The 22,764-nt window shown below is 72.1% G+C and carries 21 protein-coding genes; 9 read left to right on the top strand and 12 right to left on the bottom strand.

What is annotated here, in order from left to right; all coding sequences use genetic code 11:
* Nucleotides 1-30: 30 nt before the first annotated feature.
* The 3 genes from RM446_RS14755 to RM446_RS14745 form a co-directional block, all read right to left on the bottom strand.
* Nucleotides 31-1,185 (bottom strand): aromatic ring-hydroxylating oxygenase subunit alpha, encoded by a 1,155-nt coding sequence (locus tag RM446_RS14755; protein ID WP_311545858.1) that lies wholly within the window; start codon nt 1,183-1,185, stop codon nt 31-33.
* Entirely contained in the window at nt 1,182-2,357 is a 1,176-nt protein-coding gene (solA, locus tag RM446_RS14750) for an N-methyl-L-tryptophan oxidase (protein ID WP_311545857.1), read from the bottom strand. The genes RM446_RS14755 and solA overlap by 4 nt, the downstream gene beginning before the upstream one ends.
* 97 nt (nt 2,358-2,454) lie before the next feature.
* The gene (locus RM446_RS14745) at nt 2,455-4,941 is read right to left on the bottom strand and encodes a GcvT family protein (protein ID WP_311545856.1); all 2,487 of its coding nucleotides are present in this window, start codon (nt 4,939-4,941) and stop codon (nt 2,455-2,457) included.
* Between the two features lie 398 nt (nt 4,942-5,339).
* On the opposite strand from RM446_RS14745, the gene RM446_RS14740 reads away from it, so the two are divergent.
* Nucleotides 5,340-5,696 (top strand): bifunctional 3-phenylpropionate/cinnamic acid dioxygenase ferredoxin subunit, encoded by a 357-nt coding sequence (locus RM446_RS14740; RefSeq protein WP_311545855.1) that lies wholly within the window; start codon nt 5,340-5,342, stop codon nt 5,694-5,696.
* Complete coding sequence (locus RM446_RS14735; RefSeq protein ID WP_311545854.1) at nt 5,693-6,862, top strand: NAD(P)/FAD-dependent oxidoreductase; 1,170 nt, start codon at nt 5,693-5,695, stop codon at nt 6,860-6,862. The genes RM446_RS14740 and RM446_RS14735 overlap by 4 nt, the downstream gene beginning before the upstream one ends.
* 301 nt (nt 6,863-7,163) lie before the next feature.
* On the opposite strand, the gene xylA is transcribed toward RM446_RS14735, so the two are convergent.
* The 4 genes from xylA to RM446_RS14715 form a co-directional block, all read right to left on the bottom strand.
* A complete protein-coding gene (gene xylA / locus RM446_RS14730; protein ID WP_311545853.1) occupies nt 7,164-8,321 on the bottom strand; it encodes a xylose isomerase in 1,158 nt (385 codons plus the stop codon).
* Between the two features lie 136 nt (nt 8,322-8,457).
* On the bottom strand, nt 8,458-9,849 hold the full coding sequence (gene xylB / locus RM446_RS14725; RefSeq protein ID WP_311545852.1) for a xylulokinase: 1,392 nt from the start codon (nt 9,847-9,849) through the stop codon (nt 8,458-8,460).
* A gap of 277 nt (nt 9,850-10,126) precedes the next feature.
* Nucleotides 10,127-11,035, bottom strand: a complete 909-nt coding sequence (locus RM446_RS14720) for a helix-turn-helix domain-containing protein (protein ID WP_311545851.1) — start codon at nt 11,033-11,035, stop codon at nt 10,127-10,129.
* Nucleotides 11,036-11,599: 564 nt separating this feature from the next.
* On the bottom strand, nt 11,600-11,836 hold the full coding sequence (locus tag RM446_RS14715; RefSeq protein ID WP_311545850.1) for a DUF397 domain-containing protein: 237 nt from the start codon (nt 11,834-11,836) through the stop codon (nt 11,600-11,602).
* Between the two features lie 490 nt (nt 11,837-12,326).
* On the opposite strand from RM446_RS14715, the gene RM446_RS14710 reads away from it, so the two are divergent.
* From RM446_RS14710 to RM446_RS14700, 3 genes are all read left to right on the top strand, one after another.
* Nucleotides 12,327-12,887: an ATP-binding protein gene (locus RM446_RS14710; RefSeq protein WP_311545849.1), complete on the top strand. Its 561-nt coding sequence runs from the start codon at nt 12,327-12,329 to the stop codon at nt 12,885-12,887.
* 450 nt (nt 12,888-13,337) lie between these two features.
* Entirely contained in the window at nt 13,338-13,955 is a 618-nt protein-coding gene (locus tag RM446_RS14705; RefSeq protein WP_311545848.1) for a TetR/AcrR family transcriptional regulator, read from the top strand.
* Complete coding sequence (locus tag RM446_RS14700; protein WP_311545847.1) at nt 13,952-15,145, top strand: FAD-dependent monooxygenase; 1,194 nt, start codon at nt 13,952-13,954, stop codon at nt 15,143-15,145. Before RM446_RS14705 ends, RM446_RS14700 begins: the two co-directional genes overlap by 4 nt.
* 27 nt (nt 15,146-15,172) lie before the next feature.
* On the opposite strand, the gene RM446_RS14695 is transcribed toward RM446_RS14700, so the two are convergent.
* Nucleotides 15,173-15,799: a TetR/AcrR family transcriptional regulator gene (locus RM446_RS14695; RefSeq protein ID WP_311545846.1), complete on the bottom strand. Its 627-nt coding sequence runs from the start codon at nt 15,797-15,799 to the stop codon at nt 15,173-15,175.
* Nucleotides 15,800-16,043: 244 nt separating this feature from the next.
* Complete coding sequence (locus RM446_RS14690) at nt 16,044-16,805, bottom strand: glycerophosphodiester phosphodiesterase (protein WP_311545845.1); 762 nt, start codon at nt 16,803-16,805, stop codon at nt 16,044-16,046.
* A 332-nt stretch (nt 16,806-17,137) separates the two neighbouring features.
* Here RM446_RS14690 and RM446_RS14685 point away from each other — a divergent pair, with 332 nt between their 5' ends.
* Nucleotides 17,138-17,908 carry a DeoR/GlpR family DNA-binding transcription regulator gene (locus RM446_RS14685; RefSeq protein ID WP_311545844.1) on the top strand — a complete coding sequence of 257 codons (771 nt, stop codon included), beginning with the start codon at nt 17,138-17,140 and terminating at the stop codon, nt 17,906-17,908.
* Between the two features lie 75 nt (nt 17,909-17,983).
* On the opposite strand, the gene RM446_RS14680 is transcribed toward RM446_RS14685, so the two are convergent.
* A complete protein-coding gene (locus RM446_RS14680) occupies nt 17,984-18,394 on the bottom strand; it encodes a VOC family protein (protein ID WP_311545843.1) in 411 nt (136 codons plus the stop codon).
* Nucleotides 18,395-18,724: 330 nt separating this feature from the next.
* Here RM446_RS14680 and RM446_RS14675 point away from each other — a divergent pair, with 330 nt between their 5' ends.
* On the top strand, nt 18,725-19,405 hold the full coding sequence (locus tag RM446_RS14675; RefSeq protein ID WP_311545842.1) for a PhzF family phenazine biosynthesis protein: 681 nt from the start codon (nt 18,725-18,727) through the stop codon (nt 19,403-19,405).
* A 341-nt stretch (nt 19,406-19,746) separates the two neighbouring features.
* Here the strand turns inward: RM446_RS14675 and RM446_RS14670 are convergent, their stop codons facing one another.
* Both RM446_RS14670 and RM446_RS14665 read right to left on the bottom strand, forming a co-directional pair.
* A complete protein-coding gene (locus RM446_RS14670) occupies nt 19,747-20,187 on the bottom strand; it encodes a class F sortase (protein ID WP_311545841.1) in 441 nt (146 codons plus the stop codon).
* Between the two features lie 190 nt (nt 20,188-20,377).
* Nucleotides 20,378-20,872, bottom strand: coding sequence for a hypothetical protein (locus tag RM446_RS14665; RefSeq protein ID WP_311545840.1), 495 nt, complete (start codon nt 20,870-20,872; stop codon nt 20,378-20,380).
* A gap of 159 nt (nt 20,873-21,031) precedes the next feature.
* On the opposite strand from RM446_RS14665, the gene RM446_RS14660 reads away from it, so the two are divergent.
* Complete coding sequence (locus tag RM446_RS14660) at nt 21,032-21,640, top strand: PadR family transcriptional regulator (RefSeq protein WP_311545839.1); 609 nt, start codon at nt 21,032-21,034, stop codon at nt 21,638-21,640.
* Nucleotides 21,641-21,776: 136 nt separating this feature from the next.
* Nucleotides 21,777-22,733, top strand: coding sequence for an ATP-binding cassette domain-containing protein (locus RM446_RS14655; protein ID WP_398695207.1), 957 nt, complete (start codon nt 21,777-21,779; stop codon nt 22,731-22,733).
* Nucleotides 22,734-22,764: the final 31 nt, after the last annotated feature.

Raw genomic sequence — 22,764 nt, 5'->3', positions numbered from 1 at the left:
CACACGCCCCGCCCCGGCTGCGGGCCCGCCCTACTGCGGCGGGTCGCCGAGCAGGTCGGCGACCCAGGTGTGGAACTCGGCGATGTGGTGCTCGACCGGTACCAGGACACCGCCCGTGCGGTAGGCGCGCGAGGACATGGCCGGCTGGCAGCGCTCGCAGGCCTCGAAGTCCTGGCGGTTGACACGGTCGAACAGCTCGACCGAGTGGGACACGTCGGTCCCGGACTCCACCACCTCCGGGCTGTAGAGCCAGTCGCACTCGATCAGCGTGCGGTCGGCCGCCAACGGGAACATGCGGTGCACGATCACGTGGTCGGGCACCAGGTTGAGGAACACCTGCGGCGGCACCGTGACGGCGTAGTAGCGGCGGTCCTGCTCCTCGCCGACGCCCCCGAGGCGGCCGAACCCGGCCGTGCCGTCGACGGTGAAACCCGCGACGTCGGAGCCGAACTCCGCACCGCGGCCCACGTGGTACTGCGCGGCGTAGCCCTCGGCGAACTCCGGCAGCACCTCGGTCAGCTCGGGATGGATGGTGCCGCAGTGGTAGCACTCCATGAAGTTCTCGACGACCAGCTTCCAGTTGGCGGCGACGTCGTAGGAGATGCGCCGGCCCAGCGCCAGCCCTTCGACGCCGTAGCGCTCCACCACGTCGTCGTCGCCGAGGCGCCGCGCCACCGCCCCGCGCACCGTTTCGTCGAACGAAGGCGGCTCGTCGGCCAGGCACACCCACACGTACCCCAGCCACTCGCGCACGTGCACGCCGATGAGCCCGCGTTCGCGCCTGTCGACGCCGGGCATGTCGGCCATGTTGGGCGCGGCCACCAGGTGCCCGTCCAGGTCGTAGGTCCAGGCGTGGTACGGGCACTGCAGCGAGCGGCGGACTTCGCCGGACTCGGCCGTGCACAGCTGCGCACCCCGGTGCCGGCACACGTTCAGGTACGCGCGCACGGCGCCGGAGCGGGTGCGGCAGACCAGCACGCTCTCCCGCCCCACCGTTGCGGTGCGGAAGGCCCCCGGCCGAACCAGGTCGGCGCTGCGCACCGCGCAGAACCACCGGGACTCCAGGATCAGCTCCTGTTCGCGGGCGAATACCGCGGGGTCGGTGTAGTAGCGCCCCGGGAGCGTCGGCAGCAGCTCCGCGGGCGGGGCCGCCGTTTCGGGGGCGGCGGGGTCGGTCGCAGTCAACGGGCTACCTCCTGCGGCTCCGCCGCGGCGCGGCGCGGCCGCGGCTCGAACAGGTCGACGGGGTGGGCGGTTGTGCCCTCCGTCGCCAGGTCGGCGGCGATCTCGCCGACCACCGGTGTGAACTTGAACCCGTGCCCGGAGAATCCGCAGGCGACGGTGACCTGGGGGTGCTCGGGGTGGGCGCCGATCACGAAGTGCTCGTCGGCGGTGGTGGTGTACATGCAGGCGGCGCCGCGCAGGAAGCGGCCGGGCAGGTCGGGGACGCGGGTGCTCAGGTGGTCGGCGATCGCTGCGATCTCCGCGGGATGGACCCTGCGGTCCAGGGACTCCGGCGTGCAGGCGGTGCCGCGCCGGAAGAACGCGGTCTTGACGCCCTCGTCGGGCCCTTCGTAAGCGGGGAACCCGTAGACCTGTACGCCCGCGGGGGCCTCCCACACGTAGACGGGGTGGCGGTCGGGCGTGAACGGCGCAGTGCCGCCGCGCGGCGCGAACCAGTACTGCACCTGCCGTTCGACGGTGAAGTCCACGCCGAGGTCCGCCAGCAGCCGCGGTGCCCAGGCGCCCGGGCACACCACCAGCCGGGCGGCGGTGTAGGAGCCCTCGCCGGTGGCGATCCGCACCCCGTCGCCGCCGGGCAGGGCGGTCCAGGTGTGCACGGGCTCGTGGAAGCGCAGGTCGGCCCCTGCGCGCTCGGCCAGGCCGATGTGCGCGGCCACCGCGGCCTCGGGCCGCACGAACCCGCCGCGCTCCTCGTAGAGGGCGACCTCGTCGGCCTGCGGCGCCATCGTGGGGAACCGGCGGCGGATGTCGCCGGCCTCCAGCATCTCGTGCGCCAGTCCCCACCGCAGGGCGGAGTCGCGGCTGCCGGCCACGGTGCGGGTGTCGGGCCGGCCCACCATCAGCGCGCCGGTCACGGTCAGCAGGTCGGACCCGGAGTCGCGCTCCAGCGCCTCCCACAGCTCGTAGGAGCGCAGCAGAAGCGGGACGTAGTCGGGGTGCTCGAAGTAGGCCTGGCGGATGATGCGCGAACCGCCGTGGCTGGAACCCCGGTCGTGGGCGGGGCCGAAGCGCTCCAGGCCGAGCACGCGCTGTCCTCGCGCGGCCAGGTGGTAGGCGGCGGCGCTGCCCATCGCGCCGAGTCCGATGACGGCGACGTCGTAGGAGCGGTCCATGTGGTGGTGCCTCCTCGGCGGCGGATGCTGAAGGTGTCGCGATCGGAGGAGCACGTGCCCCCGCGGCCGCTCCTCGGGGCGGCCGCGGGGCGGGTGCTCAGCGGCGGATACGGGCCATCTGCGGGTCGACCAGCGGTTCGGCGGCCACGGTGGCGGCCGCCGGCTCGCCGAAGTACTCCACCTCCACGGCCGTTCCGGGCAGGGCCGCCCCGGCGGGCAGCCACGCGTAGGCGACGGTTCGGCCCAGCGTCGTGCTGTAGGCGGCGCTGGTGACGTATCCGGCGGGCTCGCCGTCGACGAGTACCGGTTCCCGTCCCATCGCCGTGCTCTGCGGGTCGTCCAGGGTCAGGCAGCTCAGCCTGCGCCGGGGCTCGCGCTCGGCGGCGGCCGCGACGGCCTCGCGCCCGATGAAGTCGCCCTTGTCCAGGCGCACCGCGAAGCCCAGCCCGGCCTCGTAGGGGTCGTGCTCGGTGGTCATGTCGGTACCGGCCAGCCGGTACCCCTTCTCCAGCCGCAGGCTGTTGAAGGCCGCGCGCCCCGCGGCGACGGCGCCCAGCCCGCGCCCGGCCTCCCACAGCGTGTCCCACAGCCGCAGGCCCATGTCGGCGCCGGTGTAGAGCTCCCAGCCCAGCTCGCCGACGTAGGACACCCGCAGGGCGAGCACCGGCACATGCCCGATGTGTACGCGGCGGGCCTTGAAGAAGCCGAAGCCTTCGTGGGAGAGGTCGTCCCCGCTGAGCGGCTGCACCAGGTCGCGGGCGAGCGGCCCCCACACTCCGACGCAGCAGGTGCCCGCCGTGGTCTCGCGCAGCACCGCCGATCCGTCGGCGGGCAGGTGGGCGCGCAGCCACTCGACGTCGAGGTTGCTGCTCACGGCGACCTGGAAGAAGTCCTCGTCCAGGCGGGCGACGGTGAGGTCGCTGCGCACCCCGCCGCCGGCGTCCAGCAGCAGCGTGTAGGCGACGCCCCCGGGTTTGCGATCGAGTTGGTTGGTGGTCATGCGCTGGAGGAACGCGAGCGCACCCGGTCCGCTGACCTCCAGCCGCTTCAGCGGCGTCATGTCGTACAGCGCCACGCCCTCGCGGGTCGCGCGGGACTCGGCGCAGACGAGGGGGGAGTGGTAGCGGGCGGCCCAGGGATCGCGCACGGCCCCCTCGTCCTCCGGCCGCACCAGCGGCGCGTTGGCCGTGTACCAGTGCGGACGCTCCCAGCCGCCGCCTTCCAGGAAGAACGCGCCGAGATCGCGCTCGCGCGGGTAGAAAGGGCTGGTGCGCAGCGGGCGCGGCCGCTCGATCGGCTGCGCCGGGTGCACGACGTCGTAGACCTCGACGAAGCTCTGCTTGCCGCGGTCGGCCACGTAGGCGGGGGAGAGCTGCGCGTCCTCGAAGCGGTGCACGTCGCACTCGTGCACGTCGGTCGAGGGGCGGCCCTCGGCGATCCATTCGGCGACGGCCCGCGCCGCCCCTGCGGAGTGGGTGACCCATACCGCCTCGGCCAGCCAGAATCCGCGCAGCGCCCGCGACTCGCCCAGCAGCGGCATGCCGTCGGGTGTGAAAGAGAAGACGCCGTTGAACCCCTCCTCGATCCTGGAGTCGGCCAGGGCGGGCAGCAGCTCCACGCTGTCCCGCCAACTCGGATCGAAGTCGGCGGGCGTGAACTCCAGTTTCGAAGGCATGTCCCCGGAGGCCTCCGCGCCGGGCTCGGCGACGTCGGCCAGGTGTACCGGCATGGGCCGGTGTGCGTAGGAGCCGATCCCGATCCGGTCGCCGTGCTCGCGGAAGTAGAGGTCGCAGTCCTGGTGGCGCAGCAGCGGGCGGCGCGCCTCGATCTCGGGCGGGTTCTCCACGCCGTCGACGGGCGCGGTGAAGGCGTACTGGTGGGCCAGGGGCAGCAGCGGGACGTCCACCCCGGCCATCCGCCCGATCGCCGGCCCCCAGAACCCGGCCGCCGAGACCACGACGTCTGCGGGGAAGGCGCCGCGGTCGGTGACCACCCCGCGCACCCGGCCGCCGTCGCGCTCGACCCCCACCACGGTGTGGTGGTCCAGAAAGACCGCGCCGCGCGCCATCGCCGTGCGTGCCTGGGCCTCGCCGGCGCGCAGCGCGTTGGCCAGCCCGTCGTCGGGGGTGAACAGCCCGCCCAGGACCCGGTCGCTGTCCAGCAGAGGCCACATCCGCGCGCACTCGTCCGGCCCGACGAGCTCGGCGCGCACCCCCCACGAGCGCGCCAGGCCGAGCTTGCGCTTGAGATCCTGCCAGCGCTGCGGGGTGGTGGCCGCCTCCAGGCCGCCCACGGCGCGGAAGCACCACCGGCCGTCGAGGTCGAGCCGGGAGAACTTGTCCACGGTGTACTTCGCGAAGCGCGTCATCGTCTTGGACGGGTTGGTGGCGAACACCAGGCCCGGCGCGTGCGAGCTCGACCCGCCGGTGGCGAACAGCGGCCCCTGGTCCAGGACGGTGACGTCGTGGAGGCCGCGGGCGGTGAGCTCGTCGGCCAAGGCGCAGCCGACGATGCCGGCGCCGATGATCACGACGCGCGGGCGCGGGGGGATGTGGGTGCGTGGCGGCGGAACGGAGGCGGTCATTGGCGTCCCCCTCGGAAACGGGCAACCGGTGCGGCGCGGGCGGGTTCGCCCTGGAAGTTTCGTACTATGCATCGCACTGCGTTATCAGCAACAGATTGAGCTAGCCGGGGAAGCCGCGTCAAGAGGCTCAGTGTTAATCATTATTTCGCAGAAGTTGCTGATCAGTACGGATTTCAAGGGCTTGACGGCGACCGGGGCAGCCGCTGAGACTGTTGCGTACTAGGCGTGTAGTTGCGCATTAGGGGACGAAGATCATCCCCGTCGACGTCGTCCACCGCGGCGCTCCGCCGCGGTACCACCACCGGAACCAGGCCCCGAGCCTGCCGCATGCCGATACGGCATCCCGGCGGAGCGCGAACGACCAGCACACCCGACCCGAAGGAGAGGAGGAGCTCGCCATGATCTATGCCTGCCACCTGAACGACCTGCCCCAGGGCGAGTCGCTGCGTGTGATGGCCTACGTCCCTATTGCCGTGTTCAATGCCGACGGCGAGATCTACGCCGTCGACGACACCTGCACCCACCAGAACGCCTCCCTTTCCGAAGGCTGGCTGGAGGGGTGCCACATCGAGTGCCCGCTGCACGAGGCCGCCTTCGACCTGCGCACGGGCCAACCCAGCTGCCTTCCCGCCAAGCGCCCTGTGCGCACCTACGACGTCACCGTCGCCGAGGACGGCGGCGTCTACGTCCACGCGGCCGCCGTCGAGCCGGCCGTCGCCCCCGCCGCCGAGCGCATCGCCGAGGGCGCGGTATGAGGGCGGTGGCCGTGGTCGGCGCGTCGCTGGCCGGCCTGGAGACCGCTCGCGCGCTGCGCCGGCAGGGGTTCGAGGGCAGGCTGACGATCGTCGGCGACGAGCACAGCCCGCCCTACGACCGCCCGCCGCTGTCCAAGGAGTTCCTGCTGGGCAAGGCCGACGCCGACGACCTCGCACTGCTCGACGCCGACGATGCGGACCTGGACCTCGACTGGCGGCTGGGCGTGCGCGCCGCGGGCCTGGACCTGCGGCGGCCGAGTGTGCGGCTCGCCGACGAGAGCGAGATCGGCGCGGACGCCGTGGTCGTGGCTACCGGCGCCGCTCCCAACCGGCTGCCGGGCACCGTAGGACTGGCCGGGGTGCACGTGCTGCGCAGCCTGGCCGACGCACAGGCGCTGCGCGCCGACCTCGCCGCCGGGTCGCCCCGCGTGGCGGTCATCGGTGGCTCCTTCATCGGCGCCGAGATCGCTTCGGCGTGCTCGGCGCTGGGTCTGGCGGCCACCGTCATCGAGGGGCTGGAGACGCCGATGGAGTCGGTGCTGGGGCCGGGCGTCGCCCGCGTCGCGGCAGGCCTGCACGGCGACAACGGGGTGCGGCTGCTGTGCGGCGTGCCTGTCGGCGGCATCCGCGGCGACGACCGGGTCACCGGGGTCGAACTCGCCGACGGCGCCCTGGTGCCCGCCGACGTCGTCGTCATGGGTATCGGCGCCCGGCCCAACACCGCATGGCTCACCGGATCCGGACTGGAGTTGGACGACGGCGTCGTCTGCGACACGGGGATGCTGACCGCGGCCGGCCGCGTCGCCGCAGTGGGCGACGTGGCGCGCTGTCGCAGCGCCGACGGCACGAGCGCCAGGTTCGAGCACTGGACCGGCGCCGTCCAGCAGCCCGACGTCGCGGCGGCCAACCTGCTCGCCGGCGCCACCGTCCAGGAGTACCGGCGCGCCCCGTACTTCTGGTCCGACCAGTACGGGGTGCGGCTGCAGTTCGCCGGCCGGGTGCAGCCGGGTGACGAGCTGCGCGTCGTCGAGGGCTCGCTCGACGACCGCTCGTTCGCGGCGGTCTACGAAAGCGGCGGCGAGGTGACCGCCGCGGCGGCCATGGACCGCCCGCGCGCGTTCGCCCGCCTGCGCCGCGGCATAGGCCGGGCGGCGGCCCCGGTGTAAGCCGCCGCCCGGCGTTCTCGGACACGCACCGGGCCCCGGCCGCCGAGGGCGCGCAAAGCAGCGAGCGCCGCCGGTGCGCCGTCCGGGAACCACCGCGGAACGGAGCGCCGGCGGCGCGGCGCGGAGCGTCCGCCCCGCGCCGCGCAAGGCGCGCGAGCGCCTCCGGTCCGGCACCGCCGCCGTGCGTGCGCATACCGGTGCTCCGCCCGCCGACCCCCGACCCGCCCGACCCGCCCGACGCGCCTGGGGGCCGCCGCCCGAGGCCGGAGCCCCGGACGCCGGCGGAGAAGAGGCCCGACCGTCAGCGCACGCCCATCAGGTGGTCCAGGGCCAGCTGGTCCAGCCGCTCGAAGTGGTAGCCGCGCTCGCCGACCGCCGGCAGGTCCAGCTCCTCGCCGAGCAGGTCGGCCACCGACTCGCCCGCACGCAGCGTGGGCTCCGAAAGCTCGCCCACCCGCGAGGCCTCCAGGGCCGCCTGGACCTCAGGGTCGGCGCGGAAGGCCGCGGCCTTCTCGCGCAGGATCAGGTAGTTGCGCATGCACCCCGCGGCCGAGGCCCACACGCCGTCCATGTCCTCGGTCCGCGGCGGCTTGAAGTCGAAGTGCCGGGGGCCCGTGTAGCCGGCGTTCTCCAACAGGTCGACCAGGAAGAACGCCTCCTTGAGGTCGCCCGCGCCGAAGCGCAGGTCCTGGTCGTACTTCACGCCCCGCTGGCCGTTGAGGTCGATGTGGTAGAGCTTTCCGTGCCACAGGGCCTGGGCGATGCCGTGTGTGAAGTTCAGCCCGGCCATCTGCTCGTGGCCGACCTCGGGGTTGACGCCCACCATCTCGGGGTGTTCCAGCTCGTTGATGAAGGCCAGTGCGTGGCCCACGGTGGGCAGCAGCACGTCGCCGCGGGGCTCGTTGGGCTTGGGCTCCAGGGCGAAGCGCAGCCCGTAGCCCTGCTCGCGGACGTAGGCGCAGAGGAAGTCGAACGCCTCGCGCAGCCGGTCCAGGGCTGCGCGGCCGTTCTTGCCCGCCTCGGTCTCGGCGCCGTCCTGGCCGCCCCAGCAGACGTAGGTGTGCGCGCCCATCTCCGCGGCCAGGTCGATATTGCGGACGACCTTGCGGAGGGCGTAGCGGCGCACGTCGCGGCTGTTGGAGGTGAAGCCGCCGTCGCGGAACACCGGGTCGCTGAACAGGTCCGTGGTGAGCATCGGCACGGCCAGGCCGGTCTCCTCCAGCGCACCGCGGAAGCGCTTGAGGATCTGCTCGCGCGCGGCGGCGTCGCTGCCGGGCGGGATGAGGTTGTCGTCGTGGAAGGTGACGCCGTAGGCGCCGAGATCGGAGAGGCGGCGCACGGCCTCGACGGGGTCCAGTGCCGGGCGCACCGGCTCGCCGAAGGTGTTGACGCCGCGCCATCCCACCGTCCACAGGCCGAAGGTGAACTTGTCCTCGCGGACGGGCTGGTAGTCGTTCATCGGATTCCCTCCATCGATACCCCCGCCTTCAGACCGGGGAGGAAGCGGATTTCGCTGCGCAGCAGGGCAGCGGCGGCGGCGCGCCGCCGGGGCGCGACCGACGCACGATGCCTGTGCGGTTCTGCCCGACCAGCGGTCAGGCGAGGGCGCTGCGCGCCCGGGAGTAGCGTTCGCGGACACGGGGTGCGGCGTCGGCCTCGTAGACCTCGGCGCTGCCCGGCCCGGCCCACTCCGGCGGCTCGGCGGTGCCGGCCAGCACCCACGCGGCCTGGCGCGCCGCGCCGTCGGCCACGTACTCGCCGGGTTCGGGCACCACGACGGGCCTCCCCAGGATCTGCGGGGCGATCGCGCGCACCGCCTCCGAGCGGGCGGCGCCGCCGATCAGCAGCACGCGGTGCACCGGCACGTCCTGGGCGGTCAGCGCGTCGACGGCGTCGGCCAGGCCGCAGAGCATGCCTTCGACGAACGCGCGTGCGATCGCCGCGGGGTGCAGGTTGGCCCGCGTCATGCCGTCGAGGCGGCCGGTGGCGTCGGGCAGGTTGGGGGTGCGCTCGCCGTCGAGGTAGGGGAGCAGGGTGAGGCCCTCCGCTCCCGACGGTGCCGACAGCGCGAGCCGGCCGAACTCTCCGAGGTCCGTATCCAGCATCCGCGCGCCGGCGTCGAGTACGCGGGCGGCGTTGAGGGTGGCCACCAGCGGCAGAAACCGCCCGGTGGCGTCGGCGAACCCGGTGACCAGGCCGGAGGAGTCGGCCACCGGCTTGTCGGCGACGGCGAAGGCGGTACCCGAGGTCCCCAGCGACACGACGACGTCGCCGGGGCGGGCCTCCAGGCCGAGCGCAGCGGCCATGTTGTCGCCGGTGCCCGGCGCCACGGTGCCGATCTCGGGCAGGCCGGGAACGCGCACCTCGCCGGCGTTCTCCGCCGGCCGCGCGACGCGCGGCACCTCCAGATCGCGGCCGAAGGCCATGCGCAGCAGGTCCGGGCGGTAGGCGCCTTCGGCGGTGTCGAAGTAGCCGGTGCCCGAGGCGTCGCCGCGGTCGGTGACGGGATCGGTCTCACCGCGCAGCCGCCAGGTCAGCCAGTCGTGGGGGAGCATCACCCGGCGGGTGCGGGCGGCGTTGTCCGGCTCGTGCTCTGCCAGCCAGCGCAGTTTGGTGACGGTGAGGCTGGCGACGGGCACGCTGCCCACCGCGCGGGCCCATTCGGCGGGACCGCCGAGCTCGGCGACGAGGTCCTGTGCGGCGCCGGCGGAGCGGGTGTCGTTCCACAGCAGGGCGGGGCGCACGACCTCGCCTTCGCCGTCGAGGGCGACCATGCCGTGCTGCTGGGCGCCCACGCCGATCGCGGAGACACCGTCGAGCAGGCCGTCGCCGCAGACCTTCAGCAGCGCGTCCCACCAGTGCCGCGGCTCGACCTCGGTTCCGTCGGGGTGGGGTGCTTGCGCGCGCCGCACCAGCGCGCCGGTGTCCGCGTCGCGTACGACAATCTTGGTGCCCTGGGTGGACGAGTCCACTCCCGCGACCAGCATCGTCGGACCTCCAAGCGCGTCGTGATCGGGGCGATCGTTGAGGGGTTGCGGTGGCTCGGCGCGGGGGCGGTGTGACCTTCGCCGCGCACCGCGGTGAGGATTAGTTTGGTCTCCGGACTAATCAAAAGTCAATCCCGCCCGCCCGAAGCGCAGGCGCTGGTACCGCGGGAGCTTGGGAGCGCTCCGTACCCGCTGCTCCGGAGGAGGGCGGGGGAGCGGCGTCGACGGGCGCGGCGGGTCGCCGGGCCGTCGCGCCCGCGACGGCCCGGCCCCTGCCTCAGCCGAGATCGTCGAGGATGCGGCGCAGGTAGCGCGGGGTCTCCGAGGCCGGAGCGGCCTCCAGACAGAGCCGGTCCATGACCGCCATGTAGTGGTCGGTCTCCTCGGGCTTGTCGAAGTAGACCGAGCTGGTGAGCTGCTCCAGGTAGACGACGTCGGGCAGGTCGGCGCCGGTGAAGCGCAGGATGCTGAAGGGTCCGCCCGCCGCCGCGTGCCCTCCGCGCGCGAAGGGCACGATCTGCAGCGTGACGTTGGGCAGCGTGGCCATCTCGATCAGATGCTCCAGCTGCGCGCGCATCGCATGCGTGCCGCCGAGGGGACGGCGCAGCGCGGCCTCGTCGACCACGGCCCACAGGCGCGGTGCGTTCGGGCCGGTCAGGCGCTCCTGGCGCGTCATGCGCAGATGTACGCGGCGGTCGATCTCGTCGACGGGCGCGTTGCCGTGGCCCAACATGATCACTGCGCGGGCGTACTCCTCGGCCTGCAGCAGGCCCGGCACGAACTGCAGCTCATAAGTACGGATGATCGAGGCGGCTTCCTCAAGGCCGACGTAGACCTCGAACCAGCTCGGCAGCACGTCGCTGTACTTGTGCCACCAGCCGGGGTTGTTGGCCTGGCGCGCGAGGGACAGCAGCGTGGCGCGCTCCTCGGAGTCGTCCACGCCGTAGAGCGAGAGCAGGTCGGCCACGTCACGCTCCTTGAAGCTGACCTGGCCGAGCTCCAAGCGGCTGATCTTGGCGTGTGAGGCGCGGATCTCGTACCCGGCGTCCTCGCGGCTGATGCCCCTGGCCGAGCGGAGCCGCCGGAGCTGGGTGCCCAGCAGAATGCGCAACACAGTCGGCCCGCCCCGTGACTGGGCGAGTACGTTCGCAGGGGGAGTGTCCTCCTCCGGCCGCGCTATCTCCATTTTGCCCCTCCGAGAGCAGCTGACCGGGACAGTGAATCAGAATAGCGGCGGGTACGGCAATTGCCGTGGAACGCCGTACACGCTCGCGGTCGCGGCCTCTCGCTGTTAGGTGTACACGCTGTGACCAGGTGAAGACGCATTCGGATCACCGTCGTCGGAGCCGGGCCGGCGGCGGGCGTGCGCCCCGAGGGGAGCGAAGGGGGCCTGCTCTGAGCGAAGCGAGTGAATTCCGCGGACATTGTCCAAGACCGCCACGGATTTACTCGGGGATATCCGTGAAGTTCGCCGATCGCGCTGGCAACCGCAGTGCATGATGTGCGTCTACGCGCGTACACGCATACGCGCGGGGATGAAGCGTGTGCGTTCGGAAGGCACGGGGGTGTCGGCAGCGCCGGACGCGCCGCCGAAGGCGAAGAAGTCGGCCCGGCCCTCCCCGGAGGTCGATCACGGGGGTCAATGTGGGGCGGGGGCGCTGCAAGGGAGTGGGGGATGCGTACCGTCCCGTCCTCGGGCCGGTTGCGCTGTGGGCCACCCGCGCCGGGCCGTTCGCGTTCAACGGGCGCGTCAGTCGAGCAGGTGGTCGAACTCGCCCTGCTTGGCCCCGCTGACGAAGGCCGTCATCTCAGCGGGCGTGTAGATGAGGGCGGGACCGTTGGGGTGGCGGGAGTTGCGCACGGCGATCTCCCCGTCCGGCAGGCGCGCGACCTCAACGCAGTTGCCGCTGGGGTTGCTGAGCTCGGACTTGCGCCACACGGCGCCTCGGAGACTGCCGGCGGGGATGCCGTTGTAGGTCTGCTCCATCGGTGCTCTCTCTTTCGGTCCAGTCGCCGTATCAAGATCATCCGCGGCTCGCGCGCAGACTACATGATGCACGTGCATATGTGCTTGCAGGCGTGCTTGCGTTGGTAAGCCACGTTAACTCTGGCAATACCCGCTTAGACGCCATGAGTGGGGCAAGTTGGAACCCTCAGAGCAAATCGGGACTTTCGGTCCCAGTTCCGAGCCGCGTTCGGTCCGTCGTCGACCCGGGGTGACCGGCGTGGCCTGCAGCGATGGTGGAACGGGTCCTTGTGGCCTGCAACGACGGGGGTGTGCTGCCGGTCGAGACCCGCTCGGTGCCCCGTCGGTTCGGCAAAGTTTTCATAACGTCCTGCTCCAGAGGGGACATGCGGCGCACATCTCACTAGACTGCGTAATGCACATGCATTCGTGCTTACGTCTGTAAGCGACGAGAGATAGGGATGCAAGTGGACCCGTACGGTGCGAGTAGCCCGACAGCGCAAGGAGCGCGATGACTGCGCACTCTGCCCACTTCCAAGCCGGTGGCCTCTTCCTCGAGTCCGGAGGCGCCCGAGTCCCGTCGGCCCGCGTCGGCGACGTGCCCGGAGGCTGGCAAGGCCTGTCGTTGGCACCGCTGCCGGTCGGGGAGCACTTCATCCGCCCCAGCACCGCGGTGTGCGGACTGGGCTTCCACGCTGCCTCGGTCAAGCGGGCCCGCGACTTCGCCGCGGGTGTGCTGGACGACTGGGGCCTGGAGTCCCTCTCCTGCGACCTGCGCCTGGTCGTCTCCGAGTTGGTCACCAACGCGTGCCGCCACGCGGCACCGGTGGATTCCGGGATGATCTCCGAGTGGTCCGTCCAGTTCGGGCTGGTGCGCGGCGACGGGGAACTCACCTGCATGGTCTTCGACCCCAGCAAGGCCGCGCCCGTCATGGGCGAGCTCGAAGGCTGCGGCGAGGGCGGCCGGGGTCTGCGCCTCATCGACTCATACAGCTCCGACTGGGGCTGGAACATCCTCGACGGGCAGGGAAAGGTGGTCTGGGCCGCGTTCTCCATTCCCGACGCGCCCTGAGGGGCACCACCCGATCAAACCCTCGCCCTTCCGGATAGGGCGCCGCCGCCGGTTCCGGCGGCGGCGCCCCTTTTTGTCCGGCGCCGCTCGCCCGGCGCCCCGGTGCGACCGCGCCTGCGCACCGTCCGTGCCGCTTTGCGCCCCTGTCGGCCGCCCCCCTCTTCGCGGTGCCGTCTCCTGTGACCGCCGACCCCGTCCGCCCGCGCGGCGATCGAGACGGTAAGCAGACGGGCTGCCGCCTCTCCTGGTGAGGCCGCCGGGCCGCCCGGTTCCTTCACCGTGCTCCGCGGCTTCGCGTGCCTCGTTCTCGCTTCCGGCTCCGTCAGTCCTGCACCGCCGCGGGAGAGGCGTGTGCTAAATTGGGCAAACGACCAAGTCGATCGTCCAAGTATGAGTGCATGTCTGATCCGGTCGCCGGCGTCGGCGGCCGGTGCGGGGCAGGGAGGACCCATGGCACGACCCACCACGGCCGAACGCGGCCGCGAGGTGCGCCGCAAGCTGCTCGACGTGGCCTGCCGGCTCATCGCCGAGCGCGGCTGGACCGCGGTGAGCACCCGCATGCTGGCCGACCGGGCCGGCGTCACGCCGGGACTGGTGCACTACCACTTCTCCTCGGTGCAGGCACTGCTGTCCGAGGCCGCCACCAGCGCCATGCGGGACTACCTCGACCAGGCTCCGGGCCTGTTCGACCAGGCGGAGTCCCCGAGCCGGGGACTGGAGCTGCTGCTGGGCGAGCTGGACCGGCACACCGGCCTGGACCCGCAGTCACTGCTGTTCGTCGAGGCCTACTTGGCCGCTACCCGCGACGACGCGCTGCGCGGCGAGATCTCCGCGGTGCTGGCCGAGTTCCGGTCGCGGTTGGCCGACTGGCTGGGCCGGTGCGGTGTGGCCGACCCGGACGCCACCGCGGCGGTGCTGGCGGCAGCGATCGACGGCGTCCTGATGCACCGGGCGCTGAGTCCCGGATTGCGCGGCTCGGACATCGCCCCCGTACTGAGCCGCATCTTCGCGCCCGCCGCCGGCGAGCGCGGACAACACGAGACGGAAGGAACAGGTGATCCGGAATGAGGATCGTCGTCTGCGGCGCAGGTATAGCGGGGCTCGCCCTCGCCCAGCGCCTCGACACCCTCGGATTCGAGGTGGTGGTCCTGGAGAAGGCCCCCGGCCCCCGGCCGCAGGGCTACATGATCGACTTCTTCGGCCCCGGCTACGAGGCCGCGGAAGCCATCGGCGTGCTCCCGCGGCTGCGTGAGCTCAGCCACCGCGTGGACGAGGCCCGCTACGTCGACGCCCGCGGCCGCAACCGCGGCGGGCTCGACTACGACCGGTTCGCCCGCGCCGTCGGCGGCCGCCTGCTCAGCATCATGCGCCCCGACCTCGAGCAGGGCCTGCGGGAGCAGCTGTCGGACCGCGTCGACCTGCGCTACTCCACCTCGATCGCCGACCTGGACAACCGCGACGACGGCGTGCGGCTGCGGCTGACCGACGGCAGCGAGCTGGAGGCCGCGCTGCTCGTCGGCGCCGACGGGATCCACTCCCAGGTGCGCCGGGACGTCTTCGGCGAGGAGGAGCGGTTCATCCGCTACCTGGGCTTCCACACCGCCGCCTACGTGTTCTCCGACCCCGGTCTGAGCGCCGAGATCGGCGACGCGTTCCGGCTGACCGACAGCATCGGGCGGATGATGGGCTTCTACGCACTGCGCGGCGACCGGGTGGCGGCCTTCGCCGTGCACCGCACCCCCGACCCCGTACTTCCCGAGGACTTCCGCGCCACGCTGCGCGAGGTCTACGGCTCGCTCGGCTGGGTGGTGCCCCGCGCCTTGGAGGCCTGCCCGCCTTCCGAGGAGATCTACTACGACCAGGTCGCCCAGATCAGCATGTCGCCGTGGAGCCGGGGCCGCGTGGTCCTGCTCGGCGACTCCTGCCAGGCGGTGTCGCTGCTGGCCGGGATGGGCGCCTCGTTGGCCGTGGCCGGCGCGCACGTGCTCGCCGAGCACCTGGTCCGCGAGGACACGGTCGAGGCCGCGCTGCGCAGCTACGAAGAGGGGTGGCGACCCGTCGTCGAGGAGAAGCAGCAGGTGGGCCGCCGCGGCGCTCGTGTCTTCCTGCCCGACACGCCCTGGGCGCTGTGGGGGCGGCGGGTCGCGTTGCGACTGTCGCGCATCCCGGGGGTCGAGCGCTATATCGCGGCGTCGCTGACCGGAAAGCCGGTTCCCCTGCCGGAGGCCTCGGCCCCGAGCAGCGGCCGCCGCGGCTGAGCCGGCGCCCGGACCCTGCCCCGGCGGTCACTCGCGCGGGCCGCCGAGATGGTGGTGGACGATCAGGTCGGTGTAGACGTCGCCGAGCTCGGCGGCCGTCAGCCCGTCATCGGGGTCGTACCAGTTGAGCACCGACTCCAGGGCCTCCAGCACCGCCGCGGCCGCCGCTCCGGGATCGGTCACGCGGAACCGCCCCTGAGCGGCTCCCTCGGCCACGACGGCGCGCAGGTGATCCCGATAGGACTGGCGCAGTTCGGCGAGCTCGCGGTGGCGGCCGGGGTGTACGGCGCGCAGCGCGGGCAGTACGGCGCGGCGAAGATCCTCCTCGGTGCGGTGGTGCCGGAAGTGGTCGATGTGCCGCCGCACCAGGCGTTCCAGGCGTTCCCGGGGAGCGCCCGGCTCCCGGTCGGCGAGCTGGTCACGCACGAGGCTCCGGGCGCTGTGCAACGCGATGGCGCAGGCGAGGTCGAGTCTCGTGGGAAAGGCTCTGCGGAAGTCGGCGGAATCGAGTCCGGTCTCGCAGGAGACCTCGCGTGCGACGGAGGCCATGTCCAGTCCGTGCAGCCCGTGCCGGGCGAACACGCGCGCCGCGGCGTTCAGGGTGAGGTCGAGGGTCTTCGGGTCATGGTGGTAGAGGTCCGCCGTCATGATCATCTCTGCAGGGCCGGCCCCGAGGAAGGGGGTGTGGTCGAGAGGTGCGCCGGACGAATTCGTCGACGGTGTATTCGAGGGTAGCGATATTCTCCGGACTTTTCAGAGAAATGCGGGACGCGCGGCGCATCCGGCAGCGGCCTGCGGGACGCGCGGCAGCGGTGTGCCGGTGGCATGGGAGGGGTGCAGTGGCGGCGGCGAGTGCGGTCCGGTTTCCCCGTGGAAATGAACTGAATTCATTTCCCGGTCAGAGTAGTTCGCCGCTTTTCTCCGGAGCGAATACCGGGTTCTCCTGCGGCCCGGATTCGGTCGGCTGCGCCCGGTTTCGGGTCAGGGGAACCAGGTCGACGATGTTGGCGGTGATGATGGAGTCCACTCCCATTCCCGCGAGGCGCACCATTTCCGAGAAGTCGTCGACGGTCCAGGCCGCTACGCCGTATCCGTGGCGCTGGATCTCCACCACCACCTCCCGGGTGAGCATCCGGTAGTCGGCGCTGAAGAGGTCGGGGCGCAGGTCCTCCCAGACCCCGGGCGCCGGAAGGTCGGGCCGGTCCCAGGGCAGCGCGATGGGCGCGGCCGACAGCTTGGCCCGCAGGGCCCGCAGCGTCTCGACCGGGCCGGTGTAGTGGACGCGGTCGCTCATCCCGTGCTCGCCCACCACGGCCTCGGCCGCCAGCGCGGTGTCGGCGGAGTCCACCTCGCACAGCAGGGAGCAGGCGGTGCGGCCCCGCCCCGCTTCGGCGAGCACCTCCATGAACGTGGGGATGCGCAGCTCGACGTCGGTACCCAGAACCGCGAGCTCGGCCAGGTCCGCGCTCACGGCGGGCCGCTCCAGGCCCCAGTCCTCCTTGAGACTCAGGTCGCGCACCACCACCACGTGGCCGTCGGCCGTCATGCGCAGGTCCACGGCGAGTGCGTCGGCGCCGGCCGCGATCGCGGAGCGGATCGCGGGCAGCGTGTTCTCGCGGAAACGGGAGGTGTCGCCCCGTAGTGCGGTCGCCAGCGTCATCGATGATCCCCCAGGCCCCGTTCAGCGGCGGCGGGTGGGCCGCCGGACTTGGGAACACAGTGCCAAACCGGGCAGGCCCGCGTAGGCGGACTCGATGTACTCAGACGGATTCGGCTGTACTGCGAACGCAATATGGGTGTCTGGAACTGCGTGCGGCCCTTCCGCCGGAGCCCCTGCGGCACGCGAGCCTCCCATCCCGTGGTCGGCCGGGCACGGCGGAGACAGCGGGGCGGGCGGCGGACCGCTCTCGCGGACTGGGACACTTCTGTGGTAAGCACGCGCGCCCGCCGCAGCGGCCGGCGCGAGTCCGACGACGACTCCGAAGGCGAAAGATGATCCCCGACCAGCGCCGCGAGCACATCCTCAAGCTCCTGCAGGAGCGGCACGTGCTGAGCATCAACGAGCTCACCTCGATGCTGTCCGTCTCGCATATGACGGTGCGGCGCGACATCCAGGCCTTGGAGAACGACGGCAAGGTGCTTTCGGTGACGGGCGGCGTGCGTCTGGCGGCGCGGCTGAAGAGCGAGCCGTCCTACCTCGCGAAGGCTCAGCTGGAGGTGCCGGCCAAGCGTGCCATCACACGCGCGGCGGCCCAGCTGGTGCGCGAGAACTTCACCATCTTCCTCGACGCCGGCACCACGTCCCTGCAGATGGTGCCGATGCTCACGGACAAGGTGGGGCTGACGGTGGTGACCAACGATTTCAACGTGGTCGGCCACCTCATGGAGTACCCCAACATCGAGCTGATCCACACCGGCGGCGTGGTCTCGCACGCCGACCACTCGTCCGTCGGCCAGTTCACCGCCGATTTCCTGAGCAAGGTCAACGTCGACATCGCCTTCATCGCGAGCAGCTCTTGGGACGTGGAGCGGGGTTCGACGACGCCGTCGGAGGCCAAGGTGGTGGCCAAGCAGCAGCTCCTGCGGATGGCGTCGAAGAGCGTGCTCACCGTGGACAGCACCAAGTACGGCAAGTTCGGGACGTTCCGGGTGGCGCGCCTGGAGGAGTTCGACCTGATCGTCACCGACGACCGGCTGCCGCAGTCGGCCGCCGACGAGATCCGGGCCCAGGACGTGCGGCTGGAGCTGGTCTCCCCGGAGTGATCGCGGGACAGGGAGCCGGGGCCGCGGAACGGCCCGGCGGGGCAGGCGGTCGGTCGGCGGGCGGGAAGCCGGAGCTCAGGCCTCGTCGCTGCCCAGCTCGGCCGGGCAGAACAGCTCCAGCTGGATGCCGTCCGGGTCGGAGAACTGGATCATGGAGCCGTTGTCGGAGTGCACGACCGGCGAGTGGTCGATGTCCAGCTCGGTGAGCCGGTCCTCCCAGTAGTCCAGCTCGCCTAGGCTGCCGACCTGGAAGGCGACGTGGTCCATGCCCGTTCGCCTGTGGTCGAACGTGGCCTTGAACTGGTCTTTGTGCTGGATGAAGCCCAGCACGACGCCGCACGGGTGTCGGCACTCGGTAAGCAGCCACTGCTTGCCGTCACGAGTCTTGTACTCCTTGAAACCGAGTACGGAGCGGTAGAACTCGATACTGGCATCACGGTCGCGCACCGACAGCGTGATGTGCGCGAGCCCGGTCACTCGAGGCACGGAAACCTCTCTCCGGCGGTCCAGTGCACGTTTGCGGGGCGGGAACATCGTTAGCACGATTCTTGAGACTACGCGGGTCACCGGCACACTCGACTGTTGTTAATGCATGCTTAACGGGACGCATTGGTGCGGTTCGCGGACCGGGTCCGGCTGCCGGGAGCCCGCACGGCCGCTGTGGCAGGGATCGCGCGGCCGCAACCGGCCGCGTGTGAGGCCACGCACACCAAGGCGGCCCCAACGGGAGGTCGGCGCCGGACCGGGGCCGGTCGGCGGCAAGGGCGGGCGCCGTGCGGACCGGCGCCCTCCTCGCCGCCATGGCAGAGTTGCGCCATGAACGGGAACACCACACTGCACGTCGTCACCGTCTTCGTCAGCGACGGCGGTACGGGAGGAAACAAGCTCGGCGTCTTCCTGGACGCGCCCGGCCTCGCCGCGGCTGACCGGCAGCGGATCGCCGCCGACCTCGCCTTCTCCGAGACCGTCTTCATGGGCCAGGGCGGCGGCCTGCTGCACATCCACACGCCCGCCGTGGAGCTGCCGCTGGCCGGCCATCCGCTCGTCGGCACGTCCTGGCTGCTGGCGCAGAGGGGGAGCCCGATCGGCGTCCTCAACCCGCCGGCGGGCCCGGTGCCCACCTGGACCGAGGGCGAGCGCGTATGGATCAGGGCTGATCCCGGGCTCGCGCCCGTCTTCGAGACCCGGCAGCTGTCCTCGCCCTCGGAGGTGGACGCCCTGGCCGGCGGCGAGCCGGGCGTCGACCTGCACGTGTGGGCCTGGGAGGACGAGGCGGCCGGGCGCGTGAGGGTGCGGGTGTTCCCGCACGAGATGGGCATCGGCGAGGACGAGGCCACCGGCGCCGCCGCGCTGCGGCTGGGCGGGCGCCTCGGCCGCGAGCTGACCATCCGCCAGGGGGAGGGTTCGCGTATCGACGTGCGTCCCGGACCTGAGGGCACCGTCGAGGTCGGGGGCCGCTGCGCACTCCTGGAGACTCGCGAGTACCGGCTGCCCTGAGAGTCGGGCACGCAGGCGGCCGTGCGACCGCACCGGACACACCGGATCTATTCCCAAAACAGCGGAGCTAGCACCTCTGACCTGGGCAAACGCACTCCATCGCGAGACGCCCACGAAATCCCGTTATCGTTCCGTGACATTCTCTGGAGTGGGTCTGGAGCGGGCCGGTTCACCCTCGTTTTGTTCCTCCGGTACGGCCGACCAGAGGGAGGCCCCACACAGCTTGTAGCCATCGCAACTGGAAATCGCTTTCCTTTGCGATGGCTACAAGATCGCCGGGGTTCGTCTCTGCGGGTGCGGGTGCGGGTGCGGGTGCGGGTGCGGGCAGGGTACGGCCGTGCTCAGTCCCCGACCTGGCGCGCGTAGACGATCAGGTTCCGCCGGTAGTGCGCGGCAGCGGAGTCGAAGGGCCCCGCGCAGGTGACCAGGCGCAGCGCGGCGTGGTCCACGGGGCCGTAGACCTCCGCCGAGGGGAAGCGGTCCTTGGCGACCCGCTCGGTGCGCTGCACCCGGAATACGGCGGTCGAGCCGTCGGCGCGGCCGATGCGCACGGTGTCGCCGGGTGCCAGCTCTCCCAGCCGGAAGAACACGGACGGGCCCGACGCGGTGTCGCGGTGTCCGACGATCACGGCCGGGCCCCGCTCGCCGGGCGCCGCGCCCAGCCGGTACCAGCCCGCCGTCGAGGTGTCCTCCAGCGGCGGCTCGTCCAGCGTGCCGTCTGCGTCGAGGCCCACCGCGACGATCTGCGCCGCCGCGCCGATCGCGCCGATGCTGATGCGCACCGGCGCGGGGGCGCCTTCGCCAGCGCCCGGTGCCCGAGCGGCGGCCGGATCGCGCACTGGCCGCCGCTCGGGTGCGGTGTGCGGCGGTTCGGGGCCGGACGCGCCGGTCCGCGGTGCGGCCGAGGACCCCGAAGCCGCGGAGGCCACCACGGCCGCGGCGAGTGCGCAGGCCAGCGTGTGGGCGGCTCGCTCAGCGCGCACGGCCCGGAAGCCGGCGGTAGGCGGCCGCAGCGGCGCCCAGAGCCAGCAGTGCTGTTCCGGCGACGGCTGCGAGCAGAGGCGGGGCGGACTCGGGGGCGGCGCCGCCGCCCCCGGTCTGCGGAGCGCCGAACGGGGTCGGCGTGAGCGGGCCGCGGACGACGGTCAGTTCGCCTTCGACGGTCTTGGTGGAGCTGCCGCCCGCGCACTCGGCCATGATCGCGTAGATGCCCGGCCGCGTGCCCGGTGCCACCACGACCGGGACGGTGCCGGCGCCGTCGACCAGCTCGGCCGAGGGGGCGCCCTGAAACGCCCGGGAGGTGAACTCCAGCCGTTCGGCGGGTCCCGCGCACGCGGCGCGCAGCGTGATCGAGTCGCCGGGTGCGGCGGTCTCCGGAATGGCTGTGATACCGGGGGAGGCCCCGGCTGTGCCGGCGCATACCGCCAGCGCGCTCGCCGTGAGGCCGATCGTCACCAGAAGCCGCATGTCGTCTCCTCATCGCCGCACATCGGACAATCGAACGATGTCACACTCGGTGACGTATCGTCACGCACCGTCGTTAGGGGTGTCGGCGGCTTCCGCTGCGGCGTGCGTCCGGCCCTATCCTCGAACGGAAGGCGAGATTCGGGCAGGGCGGAGCGAGCGATGTCGGCCACGCGGTTGCTGGTCCTGGGAGCGGTGCGCGCCTCGGGCCGGGCGCACGGGTACCAGGTGCGGCGCGAGCTGCTGCGCTGGGGCACCGAGCGCTGGGCCAGCATCAACCCCGGGTCTGTCTACCATGCGCTGCGCCAGCTGCTGAAGGGCGGGATGCTGCGCGGTGCCGGCGTCGAGGAGAGCGGTGAAGGCCCCGAGCGCACGCTCTTCGAGCTGACCGCGAGCGGCGAGGAGGAGTTCCTGCGGCTGCTCGCCAAGGCGCTGTCGGACGCCTCGGCCAAACCGGAGTTCTTCGGCGCGGGGATCGTCTTTCTCACGTGCCAGTCGCGAGAGCGGGCCCTCACGCTGTTGCGGCACCGCCTGGCCCGGCTTGAGGGCGATCAGCGGAGCCTCAAGGAGATGCTGGACGAAGGCGCCGTGACCGGAGCCAAGCCGCCCCACGTCTGGGAGCTGTTCCGGTCCTGGGTCGTCGGCGGGGACGCGGCCGTCGCCTTCACCTCTGAGCTGATCGAGCGTCTGGAGGGTGGCGCCTACACCATGTCCGGCGAGCAGGGGCCCGTGTTCGGAGAGCCCGGAGAAGTGTCGCCGGCGCAGCGCTGAGCGGGTCCCGCCGCCGCCCGGCGCCATGGCGGCGGGGTTGCCGCAGCTGGCTAATCAAGTTTGACTACCTCGCCGCGGTTCGCCATGCTTGACGGAGTGATCAAGTTTGACTACCGGATTCACCCCAGGGGGAGCAGTGATCCATACCCGTGAACTATGCCGGATGTTCACGACCAGGACCGGCACCGTCGAGGCGGTGCGCAGCCTCGACCTCGACATCGGCGCCGGCGAGCTCGTCGCGTTCCTGGGGCCCAACGGCGCGGGCAAGTCCACTACGCTGCGCATGCTCACCACGCTCCTGCTGCCGACTTCCGGTACTGCCGAGGTCGCCGGATCCGACGTGGTCGCCGACCCCCGCGCGGTGCGCCGGAGCATCGGCTACGTCGGCCAGGGCCACGCGGCCGGAACGGGCCAGTACGTCGCCGAGGAGCTGATCAGCCAGGGGCGGCTCTACGGGCTCGGCAAGGCCGAGGCGAAGTCGCGCGCCGCCGAGCTGTTGGCCGACCTGGATCTGGAGGGCCTGGACAAGCGGGAGGCCGGCCACCTCTCCGGCGGGCAGCAGCGGCGGCTGGACATCGCCATGGGCCTGATCCACCGGCCCGAACTGCTGTTCCTGGACGAGCCCTCCACCGGGCTCGACCCGCACAGCCGCGCCAACCTCTGGGCCCACATCGCCCGGCTGCGCGAGCGGTACGGCACCACCATCCTGCTGACGACCCACTACCTCGACGAGGCCGACAGTGTCGCCGAACGCGTGGTCGTCATCGACCACGGCTCGGTCATCGCCGACGGCACGCCCGACGAGCTCAAGGGCAAGGTTTCGGGCGACCTGGTGATCCTCGAGACGGGGTCGGAGGAGGACGCCCGCGCCGCGGCTGCCGCCGTCGAGGCGGTGCCCTCCGCGCACTCGGTGGACACCGCGGCGGCCGCGGTGCGGCTGCGCGTCGACCGCGGCGACGCGGTCCTGCCCGAGATCCTGCGAGCGGTCGACGCGCGCGGGCTGGAGTTGCGCACCGTGCAGGTGCACCGGCCCTCGCTGGACGACGTCTTCCTCACCCTGACGGGGCGCAGCCTGCGCGAGAGCGCCGAATGAGAGCCCGGCCCACCCGCCGCCCCTCCCTGAC

It is taken from the genome of Streptomonospora wellingtoniae, assembly GCF_031845375.1.
In the GTDB taxonomy this organism is placed as follows: domain Bacteria; phylum Actinomycetota; class Actinomycetes; order Streptosporangiales; family Streptosporangiaceae; genus Streptomonospora; species Streptomonospora wellingtoniae.
Note: the sequence above shows the minus strand (reverse complement) of the source record. Positions and strands in the feature narration are given on the sequence as shown.